At 35.0% G+C, this 15,133-nt stretch carries 7 protein-coding genes, 1 tRNA gene and 6 pseudogenes; 10 read left to right on the top strand and 4 right to left on the bottom strand.

Features of this window, described 5'->3' with window-relative positions; translation table 11 throughout:
- From ACFIJL_RS06375 to ACFIJL_RS06400, 6 pseudogenes are all read left to right on the top strand, one after another.
- Nucleotides 1-196, top strand: a pseudogene (locus ACFIJL_RS06375) (hypothetical protein); the annotation flags it as partial.
- 64 nt (nucleotides 197-260) lie between these two features.
- Nucleotides 261-484: pseudogene (locus ACFIJL_RS06380) on the top strand (type II toxin-antitoxin system HicA family toxin).
- Nucleotides 456-852: pseudogene (locus ACFIJL_RS06385) on the top strand (type II toxin-antitoxin system HicB family antitoxin). The pseudogenes ACFIJL_RS06380 and ACFIJL_RS06385 overlap by 29 nt, the downstream one beginning before the upstream one ends.
- 509 nt (nucleotides 853-1,361) lie before the next feature.
- Nucleotides 1,362-1,676: pseudogene (locus tag ACFIJL_RS06390) on the top strand (hypothetical protein); the annotation flags it as partial.
- Between the two features lie 10 nt (nucleotides 1,677-1,686).
- Nucleotides 1,687-2,269: pseudogene (locus tag ACFIJL_RS06395) on the top strand (hypothetical protein).
- Between the two features lie 328 nt (nucleotides 2,270-2,597).
- Nucleotides 2,598-2,936 (top strand): annotated as a pseudogene (locus tag ACFIJL_RS06400) (antA/AntB antirepressor family protein); the annotation flags it as partial.
- A gap of 680 nt (nucleotides 2,937-3,616) precedes the next feature.
- Here the strand turns inward: ACFIJL_RS06400 and ACFIJL_RS06405 are convergent.
- The 3 genes from ACFIJL_RS06405 to ACFIJL_RS06415 all read right to left on the bottom strand — a co-directional run bounded on the left by ACFIJL_RS06405 (nucleotide 3,617) and on the right by ACFIJL_RS06415 (nucleotide 7,763).
- Nucleotides 3,617-4,561: a porin gene (locus tag ACFIJL_RS06405; protein WP_375623589.1), complete on the bottom strand. Its 945-nt coding sequence runs from the start codon at nucleotides 4,559-4,561 to the stop codon at nucleotides 3,617-3,619.
- Between the two features lie 560 nt (nucleotides 4,562-5,121).
- The gene (locus ACFIJL_RS06410; RefSeq protein ID WP_375623591.1) at nucleotides 5,122-5,394 is read right to left on the bottom strand and encodes a hypothetical protein; all 273 of its coding nucleotides are present in this window, start codon (nucleotides 5,392-5,394) and stop codon (nucleotides 5,122-5,124) included.
- Nucleotides 5,388-7,763 (bottom strand): mechanosensitive ion channel domain-containing protein, encoded by a 2,376-nt coding sequence (locus ACFIJL_RS06415; RefSeq protein ID WP_375623594.1) that lies wholly within the window; start codon nucleotides 7,761-7,763, stop codon nucleotides 5,388-5,390. The genes ACFIJL_RS06410 and ACFIJL_RS06415 overlap by 7 nt, the downstream gene beginning before the upstream one ends.
- A gap of 178 nt (nucleotides 7,764-7,941) precedes the next feature.
- On the opposite strand from ACFIJL_RS06415, the gene ACFIJL_RS06420 reads away from it, so the two are divergent.
- The 4 genes from ACFIJL_RS06420 (at nucleotide 7,942) to ACFIJL_RS06435 (ending at nucleotide 13,744) form a co-directional block, all read left to right on the top strand.
- Nucleotides 7,942-8,319: a hypothetical protein gene (locus tag ACFIJL_RS06420; protein WP_375623596.1), complete on the top strand. Its 378-nt coding sequence runs from the start codon at nucleotides 7,942-7,944 to the stop codon at nucleotides 8,317-8,319.
- A gap of 92 nt (nucleotides 8,320-8,411) precedes the next feature.
- Nucleotides 8,412-10,925 (top strand): protein translocase subunit SecD, encoded by a 2,514-nt coding sequence (secD, locus tag ACFIJL_RS06425; protein ID WP_375623598.1) that lies wholly within the window; start codon nucleotides 8,412-8,414, stop codon nucleotides 10,923-10,925.
- Between the two features lie 98 nt (nucleotides 10,926-11,023).
- Nucleotides 11,024-12,775 (top strand): YbaL family putative K(+) efflux transporter, encoded by a 1,752-nt coding sequence (gene ybaL, locus ACFIJL_RS06430; protein ID WP_375623600.1) that lies wholly within the window; start codon nucleotides 11,024-11,026, stop codon nucleotides 12,773-12,775.
- Nucleotides 12,776-12,790: 15 nt separating this feature from the next.
- The gene (locus tag ACFIJL_RS06435) at nucleotides 12,791-13,744 is read left to right on the top strand and encodes a YbhN family protein (RefSeq protein ID WP_375623602.1); all 954 of its coding nucleotides are present in this window, start codon (nucleotides 12,791-12,793) and stop codon (nucleotides 13,742-13,744) included.
- 1,002 nt (nucleotides 13,745-14,746) lie between these two features.
- Here ACFIJL_RS06435 and ACFIJL_RS06440 read toward each other — a convergent pair.
- Nucleotides 14,747-14,822, bottom strand: a tRNA-Lys gene (locus ACFIJL_RS06440).
- Nucleotides 14,823-15,133 lie beyond the last annotated feature (311 nt).

A 15,133-nucleotide genomic window follows, 5' to 3' on the forward strand; every position in this document is an offset into this window, starting at 1 on the left:
AGAGAAATGGGTACAAAAAGCAACCAATCATTATCAAGCTATGCAAGAGATAGTAAAAGAAAGACAATGCCTTTATCGACAGCATAATTTTTATGCCTCTCTACAGTATCTTGTTATAGAAGATCAAGAATTACCATACCTTGTACCTTTATTGCGGATAGTCCTTAACGCTCTCCAGAAATATTTTGGTTATTAAAAACATTCACTTAAAATAAGAAAAAATATAGTATGTATATATTTAAACATTACTAGTTTAGGGAATGGAACAAGATAGCCGAAAAATCATTGCAAAATTAAAGCGTGATGGCTTCGAACTTGTCAAAGTAAAAGGTTCTCATCATAAATTAAAAAAAGATGGTAAGGTTGTTATTGTTCCACATCCTAAAAAAATCTTCCGATTGGAACAACACGCTCTATTGCACAACAAGCAGGCTGGTTAAAAAAAGAGAAGAAAAATGAAGAGATTTTTTGCTCTTGTTCATAAAGATGAAGATTCTGCTTTTGGTGTTCAATTTCCTGATTTTGAGGGACTTTTTTCTGCTGCTGATAAGGAAGAAAATTTAATCGAAAATGCAACAGAAGCACTTCAACTTTATTGTGAAGATATAGATACAGTGCCTATTCCTTCAAAATTTGAAGAAGTGCATACAACGGAAATCTGTCAAAACAGCTTTGTCAGAAGGAGCTTTTTTAATACAATTCCCCTTTATTGAAAATGATGCAGAAGTGGTACGTATAAATATATCAATTGAACGAGGGCTTTTACGTGCAATTGATGATTGTGCACAAGAAAGAGGTTTAACAAGATATGCTTTTTTGGCAACAGCAGGCCTTCACGAGCTTAATATTTAGCTCATCAATCTGGAAAAATTTCTCACTCTAGATTTTTTTACAAAAGCGTGTAATTGCATATGATCTGCAAACTATTAATGAAAATCAAAAGGCAGCAGGCAAACAAAACGCTATAATTAAGAGAGATATAACTATCATTGATACCATATACACGGCATCTAATATTTCTGGACCTGTCATGGCCTTTCCCTCCTATAATAATTGCTCAATAATTTATAAAATCTAAAATGTCTTAGAAAATTCTATATATTCTATTTTAAAATAAAAAAATATAAAATATAGATTTTTTCTGTTGACAATATGTAAAAATTCTTATTTCATAATGATTCTGTATTGGTTAAATTGCATCCAAAATTCAAAAATGTTCCCAAAAATTCAGTAAAATATCATGCCTTTAATATAGCTAGAAAGCTCTGTTTTCTAGGTAATTCTGACTAATCTATTTTTTACAGAATAAAAATCAATATTTGACTAATGATGTCATTAATTATGACTCAAAAGGAGCAATGATGAAAGCAATCATCACGAAGCCAATGTGTATTGTTAGCGATAATAAGAGTATTGTTCGTTTTTAAACTTCAACACAAAATAATCCATTTGTTGAGGTTTCCAATCAAGTCTACGCACGTCTCAAGCGCGCCAATGCTGCAAAACTTTTTGTTGAAGTCAAAACAACAGCAAAACCTGACAAGGCAGTTGAACAAATTAAGCAAATAGAACAAGACTCCACACAAACATCATCTGAACCAGTGACAGAGAAAACCTCACTCGAAAAACCAAAAGCATCTAAAGCTTCCAAGTCATCAACACCTCCCCCCAAAAAAGGCTTAGAAGTTGAAGTTAATCATCCACCCAAAATGCTATCTTCAACAGGTGAAGGATATCTTCACAAGTCTTCAAGCCCCTCGCCTTAATTGGACTCTGCGTGATGCTGTAAACAACACAGCAAAACAAGTCGAACGCTTTACCGAAAAGCAAATTGCCAAAGTTACATCTGCCCAATCAAAGCGTATCAAAAAAGGGGGTTATATTAAAGAAAAAGCGACAGCAAAGTTTCTTGAGACAGATATCATTGGTTCTGGAACACTGATACCTCTTAATTTTTTTTCAAGCAAGAGAAACAAAACGCGGTGTGGCTTACAAAATGTTTGGAAAAAAAGAAATCTTACCCCATGCTTTTATCAAGGGAGGCAGTTTTCCAAAGCGTGTTGAATTAAAAAAGCTGAATGGTAATGTATTTCAAAGAGTGGATAAAAATCAATTTCCCATTGCAACACAAGAAGTCCTCTCAATTGCTGGGGTGATGTCCAAGCCAGAGATTGCAAGTGCTATTGTAAAAAAAAACAATGAAAGATTAATCAAAAACATACAGTATCAACTTACTCGTCAAGAATACGCTGCTAATAAGAAAGGCTAGATCATGTTCTCAAGCTATGTCTATGTACTCCACACCGTCATCTTATTACTTGACAAGATTCACGGAAAACATATATCGTTAAATTAAGTGCTTGAAAAACACTTAAGCGATTAGCAGATGAATTACGAAACAATCTTTCCCCGCATTTTAAAAATCGGTTATTTTTTATGCTCGAGATAGTATGTGAAAGGCTCATCGGGTGTGGTTGTGCTAAAAAATACCCTTTTTAGGGAAAGCATAACGACAGACTTACTAGCGTGTTTTTCAGCGCCCGGCACTTTCTAATTAAAGTGTTAATGAAAAACGTCTAAATAGTAAGAAGTTCATCATGAACACTCTTATAGAAATTAAAGAACAAACTATTGGCCAAGAAACAGTTCAAACTGTTAACGCACGTGAATTATATGCATTTTTAGAGGTTAATGTGCGTTTCAATGATTGGATTGCACGACAAATTGAGGAATATTTTTTTAAAGAAAATCAGAACTTTGTGAGTTTTACTCAAAAAAGAGTAAAACCTAATGCCCCTCAAGAAAATCAAGGTGTTATGAGTTTCGGTAAAAATTTATCGAAACCTAAAGGCGGTCGTCCAAGTATAGAATATCATCTCACCCTAGATATAGCAAAAGAGCTCTCAATGGTTGAAAGCAACGAGAAAAAAGGTCAAACCTAAAAACCCATTATCCTTGATCTGGTGTAGTTTTGATAAGCCATAAAACAGCTCTATCAGCATATTTGCCTTTAGATAGATACAGATAAGACAGACAGTCTATCACGTGTTCTTGTTCTTCGAACCACCTTTTAAAAACCATCTTTTGAATCGCACTTAGAGCACTTTCATCTGGTACCAAGATTATATATAAAAAGCAATTTAATAAATAAAATAAAAACAATTAGTTATTAAATAGAAAAAAGATAAACCGCGCTATCAGATGATATTGTAGAGAGTTCTAAGGGAAGAAAAAATTGGTGCACAAACGTGCACGCTGCCCGCATCGCTCTATGTGTATTTTCTTTATTTTCTCATTACTTAGATAGTAAAAACTCTCTTTAAATTTACTGTTTGCAACTCTATAACGATATTATAAAATGATAACTGTAATAATATGAAAGACGAATTAATCCTTCTTTGCTAACATATATTTCAACCACACCTCGTGAACTAAAAATTTTTCATTCTTAACAATTAAGAATCTGAGTAACTCTTCCTTACCTCCTCATTCTCACTCAAAGTCAAAGCTCCCTTTTTTCACCATAAAATAGTATTTGCAATGCATAAAATTAAAAAATAAAGGCCCTATCAAAGAAATAGGACCTTTTAAATTTAAGCTCCTTTATCCTACAAAACTAGAATTTGTAAGCTATTCCTGCGCGAAAATCATTCGTCTTATACTTAACTTCAATCTCGTCTTTAAATTTCTTTTTACCAAAATCTGAGTAACGATATTCCGCACGCACAACAAAATGGTCTGTCATTGCAAAATCAACACCACCACCGAGAGTATAACCCATCATCGTTTTTGTTACATCCGATGTCCTATTAAATGGCTCACTTCCCGTAATTACTGTCGACAGAATATCTTGAAACTGTCCATAAGCAACACCACCAGCAATATAAGGCATCACACGCCCTGCAGAAAACCCAACACGCACCCGTGTAGCACCTGTCCATTTTTGTTTTAACGTATGATTAAAAGTTAAACTGTCTTTCTCTTCTTTAGCCTCTGCAGCAGAGCGAGAAAAGCCTCTACCCTGTCTCCTGACAAGTTTTGCCCTTTTTCGACTTTTTTTTTCTGCACTTGCATCAGTATCACTACCCGATTCTTTAGTACCCGATCCTTCAGTACTAGGACCATCAGTACCAGTCCCACCAGCACTCGATTCATCAGCCTGAAATTTTGTTTTTGTATCCTTTTTTTCCGTTAAAACGATATCCGTATCAACCCCCATAATAAAATTATTACCGAGATCAAAATTAATACCCGCATAAAAACCACCTATAAACCCAGAAAGATCGGGCAGATACTGTTTCTCGATGGGGATCCATGGTTTACTTTTACTCTCCTCAGTATGATGGAGAGGAATATCAACATGAGGCGTTGTTGCAGAAATTTTACTTGAAAAGCCCCCAACTTGCCCCCCAAAATAAAAACCTGCCCAAGAAAAAGGTGAAGAAGCAAAAACTTCTGAGGCAACATGTACTGGCTCTTCGTGAGCCACCACATCTGCAGCATGTACTATAGAAGGTGAAATTAACGAAAAAACAGATGCTGTTATAAATTTTGTATTCATAAAATTATACCCCATTGCTAAATTTAAATATAATCAAAAATCACATTTAGAAAAACAAAGTTTTATAAAATCTTATGCCGCAAAATCGCATGTACTCCTTTATAGTTACATTTAAATCTATCACTATACTAATATATCATTACATCAAAATTTAATATTATCAAATAAATTTTAAAATATTATAATAATCAATACTTCGAATAATAAATATTTAATAAAAAAACTATTATATTTTTAAAAGGAGAAAATATAAAACATTTTGTATCAATAATACTGCAAAAAAATTACAAAATAGTACATTTTATGCATTTTTTATGAGAAAAAATGCATAAAATGATGTAATAATTTTTAGAAAATTGATATTCATTAAAAATATTATAAAAATACCTAAATATTCTTACACCCTAAATGCATACTGTAGATTCTACATAGTATAAAAACACATCTATTTTATACTAAAATCATACTTTTTTACCATTTTCTAAAGGATGTTTTTATTAATTACGCACAATATCATTATCCTTCTAAATCTTGTCTCTAAACACAAATTCTCAATCATTTTATTTAAAAATTGCTCTTCCCCTACTGATTTCTATAGTATCATCTGCCTTTATTGCAAAACGATCTTTATTAGGAAAAGTTATAAAACATCCCTTCATACAAATTGTAATTGTTTGATGAGTATTTAAAGAAATTGTTGAAGGTATACTTCCTTCAACAACAATAAGAGACTGTATCTTTAAATCAGTATTCTTCACTGTTGCAGCAAAAGCTGTTATGGTAAAAATACTTAACAGAATAACTGTAATCAAAGCATAAGTATATTTCAGCATTCTAAGATTCCTTCCTCAGAAAAACGCTTATATAGGCTAAATCGAAGAGCATTGGTTACATGAGAAGGTGAGGTAATATTAGGAACATAAATAGCCAAATTAAAGGAAAAACTCTTATGATCAAATGCAGTAAAACTCACCTGTGGGATAGGATTTTTTAAAACGCCTTCTGTCTCAGAAGCAATCTCTAACAAAATTTCAACAACATGCTCTGGAGCAACCTTAGATGATACAGTAACTGGTATATCAATTCGTCCTACTTTATTACGTCGTGTCCAATTACTAACGTTGTTATTAATAAGGCTTGAATTGGGAATAATAATTGTCTTACGCTGAATCGTCTCAAGTTCCGTTGCACGCACACTAATACGCTTAACAACACCAGCTACTGATCCAGATTCTATATAGTCTCCTATTTTAAATGGTCTTCCAACTAAAATAATAAGTCCAGAGACAAAGTTTTGGACAATATTCTGTAAACCAAAACCTATACCAAGTGAAAGTCCTCCAGCAATAAGAGCGAAATTTCTAAGATCCAAACCTGCCATTGATAATCCCGTCAAAGCAGATACAACAACGCCTCCATAACTTATCACTGTTTTGATAGAATTACGTATACCAGAATCGAACTCTCCATGAACCAACACAACACTATCTAACCAACCAATAAATCGGCGAATAAGAAACCAGCAAACACAAAAAGAAATAATTCCTGTTACAAGAGAAGTCAAAGAAAGAGTCATATTTCCAATCTGAAAACCGGTCACCGATTGCCACAAAACTGCTTTTAAATCAGAATAGGAAAATCCAAACTGTACAGCAATTGGCATTGTACAAAATATAACAACAAACAAATTGAGAAAAACGCTCACAAAAACTCCCAATTGATTCATCGTTTTTTCTTCTAAATGAAATCGCTGCATCAAAAGGTGACCAGCCGTTGTTTTCATCAATTGGCCTTTAGTTCCAAGTGCTTGAGCACTTTGTATTCCTAAATACATGAGAACTAAAAATACTCCATCAATCATAATTTGCTGCATAATAAAACGCGCAAGACCAACATAACCTAAAAAATTCAACACAAAGAGCAGTAACCCAAAGCCAATAAGAGGAATGCGTATATAAAATGGCCAAAAGTATGGCTCTTTTTTTTCTTCTTGAACACGCCTACGTCTAAACCGCAAAGGTACAAATGATATTATAAACAGCAATATCGCTATCAGAAAAACAGCAATAAAACTTTTAGCAATTGTCAAAGATAGAGGCGCTGAAATGATTTGATAAATACTATCAAGAACAGCGTCAAATGCCAAAATCCCCCCTAAAGAAGTGAGTAAAATCACTAATTGATAAGCAGACGATGGCGCAATACTGAAAAGACGCACATGGGGCTTATTCGATGATAAAAGAACAATCGCTAAGCGATTGATTAAAAATACTAAAATAATTTGGCAACCTATCATATCAAAAACTGTTGTAAGCCTACCTGGATCTAAGTTAAAACTACGAAACAAAAACAACACAAGATAAACGCAAAGAATACACACAAGTGAAGGTAAGAGAACTGAAATAAAGGCGATCAATAAGCGTTGTAAATAAGATATTTCCTCATTAGACTTCGTAAAATGGCAATACACATGAACAAGAACTTTTTGAGAAAAATACGAAAGTCCCAAAGTAATAAAAAGTGGAATTAAAAAGCAAAGAAATAGTTGTAAAAACTTGAAATAAAATATAAAATTCCACCAAGAATCTAACAACAAAAGAAAATCTGATGAAGCCTCTTTTGTTGTTTGGGCGAGATGCTGAACCATCGCAATCGAAAACTCAAGCCTATACGTAAGCGTGCGTTTAAAAAGCTCCCGAGATTGAGAAATAGAAAGTTCAGCTATTCTATTTGCCGCTAAGAAAATTGCCTCAAAACGAAGCATGGTACTGTTAATTTTAGCTTTTTGCTCTATCAAGTAAGAATATTCCTTCACTGAGCTTTTCAGTTTTTTCACATCACGATGGAGCTCCGTTAATTGATCAAGAAGTGTATTAATCTCATTAAGAGGAGAACGCAAAACAAATGCTGCCTCAATAGCACGTTCACCGATATCTTGTGCACGTAACCGCAATTCTTCTAAAGCACGCTCATCTTCTGGCTTTCTGTCAAAATCTCTTTTTAAAGTTTCAGTATTTTCTTCAAGAGTCTTAATAATCAACAGTTGTTGTTGAATAATTTCATCAACTGAATAAGAAGCTATCGTTTGTTCGACAATTGTATTTTGTGCCCCCCTATTCCCCCATGCACCAGAATTAAATACAAAGATAATCCCCAAAAGAAGGAAAAGTATGTGGATATTTTTTCTACAAAATGAATACATATCTACCTTGCAAGAACAAAAAGGATTTTATTCCTCTCTTTTAAATATGCTATAAAATAGATATTTTCAACTTTTATAGAATAATCTTATAAAAGCTTTCCCTTATCCTATAATACTGGTAATAAGATAAAAGAATTAAATAAGATGAACTCAATAAGATTAAAGAAGGCACTCTAGCATGTTTTTTTTGCACCTTTATTGCAAAAAAGAAGATTTTCTTCCTTTGACAACTTGGATTTTTCTATCCAGTTTAGGTGTATTCTTGACGAGCAACCTAGGAACGCGTGCTTATTTAATCAAACAATCACACACCAATAATATCATTAAAACGAATAGATTTGATTTACACAATAAGTGTGATCAGGTGAATGTTACCACAACTGAAAACAAAAAACTTGTAACATGCCATACAGAATCTATTTTTATGAGAACCTTTCAAAGAATCCTAGCATTGGATTTCTTTTTAATAAAGATTCCAGCTGTTGACACACAATTTCGTAGCGTTAAAACGCAATATTTCTCAAATAAACGCGCTCCTCCCAATAAACACACTTAATCCTCTTCCTTGAATTATAAAAACGATCATCTTATTTTACTTGTGCTTTTAACTTTGAATAACTGTTAGATTGCCTATTTGCGGAATATATCATGCGTACACCTAATTGGTTAACTGCCCTTTATTGTTTTATTCTCTTAGGCAGCATTTATGTTGCCTTACCCAATTTATTTTCACACGAACAAGTTAAAAACTCGAAATTCTTACCCGACACCCGTGTAGCACTTGGTCTTGACCTTCAAGGAGGCTCTTCTCTCCTGCTCGAGGTTGATAGCAAAACGTTAAAACACGATCAGTTACACACAGTTTTAAGCAGTGTACGCAATACATTGCGTGAAAAACAAATCCGCACCTTAAGTGTGCGTATTGTTGAAGATAGCGTTATTGCCCTTATTTCTGACCCATCACAAACTGAAAAAGCGCTCTCTGCTTTGAAAACATTAATAACTCCCATACATAGTAGCTTTGGCACAACAGAACATAACATCGCGATCAGTGCTCAAAATGAAACTCTCCGCGTCACATTAACGGAAGCTGGTATAAAAGACCGTGTAAGCAATGCTATTGAACAAAGCTTAGAAATCATCCGTCGCCGTATAGATCAAGTTGGTGTTTCAGAACCAGCCATCCAAAAGATTGGAAATGATCGTATTATGGTCCAATTGCCTGGCCTACAAGATCCCAAACAACTGCGTGATCTCTTAGGAACAACCGCTAAGATGAGTTTTCATCTTGTTCCTTCTAATGTGGACCCCAATAATCCCCCTATAGGTGTTTCTATTCTCCCTGGATATACAGATGAGACACAACATTATGCAATTTATGATCAAATCGCTTTAGATGGAAATGTCCTGAAAGATGCCCGTGCAGGTTTTGACCCCCAAATACCAGGACGTTCTATTATTTCATTTACTCTAGATTCCGCTGGCGCTAAAATATTTGCCGATATAACACGACAAAATATTAACCGTCCTTTTGCTATTGTTCTGGATAATAAAGTTTTAACGGCGCCTACCATCAATAGTGTCATTCCCAATGGACAAGGTCAAATTACAGGAAACTTTGATCCCAAAGAAGCCTCAACTCTGGCTGCCCTGCTCCGCGCTGGTTCCCTCCCCGCACCGCTCACGGTCATTGAAGAGAGAACCGTAGGTCCCAATCTTGGTGCTGATGCCATCCAAATGGGACTTTACACCGGCGTTATCGGCTTTATTCTTGTTGCAATTTTTATTTTTCTTCTCTACCGTATTTGGGGATTAATTGCCAATATAGCACTAGCCCTCCACACGATTTTAACATTTGCTGCCCTGAGCCTCCTCGGTGCTACGCTTACACTGCCTGGTATTGCTGGTATTATTTTAGGCATTGGTATTGCCGTTGATGCTAATATTCTCATCAATGAACGTATCCGTGAAGAAAGTCGAAAAGGTGTGAGTGCTTTTGCAGCTTTAGATCGTGGATTTAAACAAGCTTTTGCAACCATTGTTGATGCAAATGTTACTGCAATTATAGCGACTGTCTTACTATTTTGGTTCGGTACCGGTCCCGTTCGTGGTTTTGCCGTAACAATGTTGCTTGGTATTATCATCTCCATGTTTACGAATATCACCATTGTACGCATCATCATGATTTGGATCGTTCGTAAATGGAAAATTAAAAAGTTGCATATTCACTCTGCTTTCAATATCATGCCACAAAACACAACTTTCCACTTTATGAAAGCACGTTTCATTGGTATTGGCGTCTCAATTGTTTTATCAATAGCTTCAGTTTTTCTCTTTTTTAAGCCTGGGTTGAATTTCGGAATTGATTTCATTGGTGGAAGCCAAATGAGTATTACCACGAAAGCACCAGCAGATCTAGCAACTCTGCGTTCCAAGCTTTCTACTCTTAATGTTGGTGAAGTTTCCTTGCAAAATATTGATAACGAAAATACCGTATTAATTCGCATGCAGAAACAAAGCGGTAGCGAAGCACAACAAACCATCGCCATTGATAAGGTTAAAACAGCTGTACAAAATATCTATCCCGATACCACATTCGATCAAATAGAAGTTGTTGGTCCCAAAATTTCAGGCGAGCTTGCCACAGCTGCTTTTACTGCTGTTATTCTTGCGGCGATTGCCATGTCTCTCTATATATGGCTCCGCTTCGAGTGGTTCTTTGCCGTTGGAGCCATTGTCACACTCATTCTAGACACCACAAAAATGATTGGCTTTTTTGCTTTATTTCAATTTGATTTTAATTTAACGGCTATCGCTGCACTCTTAACAATTGTTGGATATTCTATAAATGATAAAGTTGTCGTCTATGATAGAATGCGCGAAAATATGCGTCTTTATAAAAAAATGCCGTTGCGTGAGCTGATTGATCTGTCCATTAATCAGGTTCTTGTACGTTGTTTTTTTACATCAGCCACAACAATTCTTGCGATGCTCCCCATGGCGATATGGGGTGGAAGTGCTGTTCATAATTTTGCATTGCCCATGGTCTTTGGGATTATTATTGCAACATCATCCTCTATCTTTATTGCTGCTCCTATTTTACTCCTGCTAGGAAATTGGTGGCGTGAGCGAAATAATCGTGCAAATACCAAAGTGAAATAAAAATGCCCTTTAATGCGTATGATACATCTCGCCTCTCTTCTCATAGAAATATAGTCGTTTTCATTCATTCGCTTTTTGATCAAGAATAGTAATAATCCATGCTCCACGACACACCACTTATCACAACTATTGTTGCAGGCTTATGTTTAGCATTTCTCTTGGGAATGATTGCGAGCCGTTTACGTATTTCACCACTTGTAGGCTATTTATTAGCTGGTGTTATTGTGGGACCCAATACAGGCGGATTTAAAATAGATTCCGTCATCATTAATCAACTTGCTGAAATTGGTATTATTTTGCTGATGTTTGGTGTTGGGCTCCACTTTTCATTAAAAGACCTTTTATCTGTCAAAGCTATTGCTGTCCCCGCCGCTATTGCACAAATAGTATTTTCTACTTTTCTAGGTTCGTGCCTTGGTCTGATTATGGGATGGGGCTTTAGTGGTAGTTTGATCTTCGGTCTTGCTTTATCCATAGCTAGTACCGTTATCCTGCTACGTGCTTTGCAAGAGCGTCATCTTATTGAAACAGAAAAAGGACGCATTGCCGTTGGATGGTTGATTATTGAGGATTTAGCAATGGTCCTTATACTTGTCCTCATCCCTTCCTTGGCAAGTGCCCTCAGCAATACCAAAAAAGAAGCGTTGGATCCTCTTGTTCAATGGTTGGATTTAAGTATTTGGGGTATTTTTGGTCTCACCATCCTGAAAGTAATTGTATTTATTGCACTTATGCTTGTCATTGGGCGACGCGTTATCCCATGGCTTTTAAAAATGAGCGCACAATCGGGATCACGTGAATTATTTCGTCTTAGCGTCTTTGCTATTGCATTAGGAGTAGCTTTCGGAGCCGCTCATTTATTTGGTGTTTCTCTTTCTCTTGGTGCTTTTTTTGCTGGTATGGTCATGAGCGAATCAGAATTAAGCCACCGTGCCGCTGAAGAATCTTTACCACTGCGAGATGCCTTTTCTGTTCTCTTTTTTGTTTCTGTAGGCATGTTATTTGACCCAGAGAAACTTTTAACTCATTTTTTCCCTCTCTTAGCAACCTTATTCATTATCGTAATCGGAAAATCTGCTATTGCCTTTTTCATCGTTAAGGCTTTTCGCTATTCTAATGCAACAGCTTTGACTATTTCTGCAAGCCTTGCCCAAATTGGAGAATTTTCCTTTATCCTTGCTGGTTTAAGTTTAAGCTTAGGACTTTTAAACAATGACGCTCATGATTTAATTCTTGGAGGAGCAATTTTTTCTATTTTGCTCAATCCTCTTGTTTTCATTGCCTGTAATAAAATTAAAAAACGTTTAGAAAAAAATTCTGCAGCTTCACAAAATACCCAAACAATTATTGATATTGATCCACAAGATCCTGACCAAGACTTTTTACCGATAACATTAAAAAATAACCATATCGTAATTATTGGCTATGGTCGTATCGGTAAGTGTGTTGCATTATCTTTAATAAATAGAGGTGATCCTATAGTGATTGTAGAAGAATCAAAACGCCTCTCTGATAAAGCGATTGCAGATGGATTTGAGACTATTTGCGGCAATATCATTCAACAAGAAATAATGAACGCAGCAAATATAAATAATGCACATAAAGTTGTTATTACAATGCGAAGTACCATTGAAGTAGGAGAATGTATCGTGAATATACGTGATATGAAGAAAGATATCCAGATAATCACACATGCATTATCTGACACAGAAACAACATATCTCATTGATTTAGGTGCTGATGTTGTAGTAACAGATGATGAAGAAATTGCCAATGGCATTATAGAGTATATAACAGAACGAAGATCTGTAAGGAATATGCTCAATCATGAAAATTTACAGAAAACATAAAATGGATACAGAATCATGAAAATAAAGCAATTTATATGGCCATTGATTGGTATCTTAGCAATGCTGGTGTCTATTCGGATCCTTTATATGAAGCTCTCTGCCATTTCATTTGGGGACGTATTGGAGCGCTTGAGCGATTTAAATGCACAGCACTGGTTATTAGCCTGTTTATGTTCTCTCCTAGCTTATGCTGCTCTTGCTGGATATGATCGAATTGCCTTACAACATCTAGGCCATAAAATTTCTTGGATTTTTATCGCTATATGTTCATTTACAACCTACGCTCTTTCACACAATATCGGTGCTTCAGTTTTTTCTGGTGCCGTTGTGCGCTATCGCGCCTATAAAATGAAAGGATTAAACGGAACAGAAATCGCAATATTAGTAGGTTTTTGCTCTTTTACTTTTGTAATCGGAACAATCTTACTTTTGGGAATCGTTTTGGTGCTGCAACCCGAAATTATCACTCTCATTCATAAAGAACTTCCCGAATGGCTAGGAACAACGGCTGGAGCAATTTTACTCAGCTGTATAGCACTTTATACGTTTGGTAGCTGGCTTCAGTTAAAACCCTTACGCGTGGGTAAGAAAATTCAACTTTCCTACCCACGGCTGAAAATTGTTATTCAACAGCTTCTCATTAGCCCTCTAGAGCTTTTAGGAGCAGCTGGAATTATATATGCTGTTCTCCCACACAACGCAGATGTTCATTTTATCTCTGTTCTTGGTGTTTTCCTAACATCTTTTACGATAACTCTTCTCTCTAATGCTCCAGCAGGAGGAGTAGGAGTTCTGGAAGCTCTCTTCATAACAGGCATGCCCAATATGAATCCAGCTGATGTTATTGCAGCACTTATTGTCTTTAGAATGTTTTATTTGATTATACCGCTCATCATTTCATTATTTGTGGTCGCCATTTTTGAAGCGCACCAATATTGGAAAAGAGCCCCTAAAACACCACCTGAATAAACAAAAGGTTATCAATTACTTCTTTTTTGTGTGCCTATTAAGAACAGAACACCATCGTATTACCAATTTACATATCTTTTTTAAGAAAATTCTCTCAGTGCTCTTCCCCATTACACAACAATACCCGTGAATGGTATAATAAAGTCATTGTTGCAACATCATCTTTATACTTAATAAAAGAGCAAGCCTGCACCATTATACTATTTTCCCAATGTTGGGATAATTTTTGGCGCCTAAGAACGTTAATAAGAATCATTTTTATGCTTTTCTTCAATAGTCTTTATCCACACGTTAATCCCATTTATAAAGCAAAAATAATAATTTTAATTGATTTATTATAAGAGGGATTGAGACAAAAGAAGTTTATGATAGTAAAGTTTAAAAAATAATAATTAATCATTATAAATCAATATATTATAATTATTCTGAGCGGCTTTCTTAATATTTATATTTTTAGAGGTTAAGCTAACGGAAAGACAGCATAGCGTAACTGCACAGCTTAATATTTTAAAACTTTAAGCCTCATTAAAGCTTATTCTCTTTCGTTTAACAGGTATTAATTTTAAACAATTAAACTAATCTAATTTTATTCCTGTTATATCCGCTAAATACTTTATTTTATCTTGATTTACCTTCTTGGAATACTGATGATTATTACAGAAGTTTTTTGTTTAAGCGGGAGAGTTATCAAAAAATATCCACGCTGCTAATACAACTAAAGTCCAAAGTTTCTTCTGTCTTTAAACAATATGCTAAAAATCCAAAAAAAATTTAATCAATTTATATTAAAAGAAGAAACAATACGTATTAAAAGATCTTTAAATATCCTTTGGAAGTTTTTTGAGTCCCCTAAAAAGTACAAAACCGATGACTAAACTATATCAACAATCTTCACTTTTAAACAAACAGATATGAGGAAATCATACTGCCCAATTTTATTTAGAAACTCGTATCTTAAAAAAATTTACGCAATCAATAAGTTATTTACGGTATAAAATAGAATGGTGGGTGATGAGGGGATCGAACCCACGACCCGCTGATTAAGAGTCAGCTGCTCTACCGACTGAGCTAATCACCCATAAGCTTCTCAAAAGACGAGAATGAGCGTTTCTATAACGCTCCTAAGGATGGATGTCCAGATATTTTGTTGTTTGTTATATAAACTCATTGTCTGTAAGGTTAAAAATATGATATTCACCACTTGATCTTATATAAAAATAAACCCATTATAAGAAGCTTTATAAATAAATGTTCTGATTGTTACACAGGACCTATAGTTAGAGGATTATCGAGCATAATGCCCGAGCAAAAATTAGAGGGACCTTCTTGTGGTTGTAAGCGGGATGGGGCATCATTTTGTTTTATCAACAATCACATGCATTCAAGCAA

The sequence above is a fragment of the Bartonella sp. TT119HLJHH genome (genome assembly GCF_042193385.1).
Taxonomy (GTDB): domain Bacteria; phylum Pseudomonadota; class Alphaproteobacteria; order Rhizobiales; family Rhizobiaceae; genus Bartonella.

Coding starts and splice junctions, on each gene's coding strand:
- ybaL (WP_375623600.1), top strand. CDS start 11,024: ATGCTCCACGACACACCACTTATCACAACTATTGTTGCAGGCTTATGT.
- ACFIJL_RS06410 (WP_375623591.1), bottom strand. CDS start 5,394: ATGCTGAAATATACTTATGCTTTGATTACAGTTATTCTGTTAAGTATT.
- ACFIJL_RS06435 (WP_375623602.1), top strand. CDS start 12,791: ATGAAAATAAAGCAATTTATATGGCCATTGATTGGTATCTTAGCAATG.
- ACFIJL_RS06415 (WP_375623594.1), bottom strand. CDS start 7,763: ATGTATTCATTTTGTAGAAAAAATATCCACATACTTTTCCTTCTTTTG.
- ACFIJL_RS06420 (WP_375623596.1), top strand. CDS start 7,942: ATGTTTTTTTTGCACCTTTATTGCAAAAAAGAAGATTTTCTTCCTTTG.
- secD (WP_375623598.1), top strand. CDS start 8,412: ATGCGTACACCTAATTGGTTAACTGCCCTTTATTGTTTTATTCTCTTA.
- ACFIJL_RS06405 (WP_375623589.1), bottom strand. CDS start 4,561: ATGAATACAAAATTTATAACAGCATCTGTTTTTTCGTTAATTTCACCT.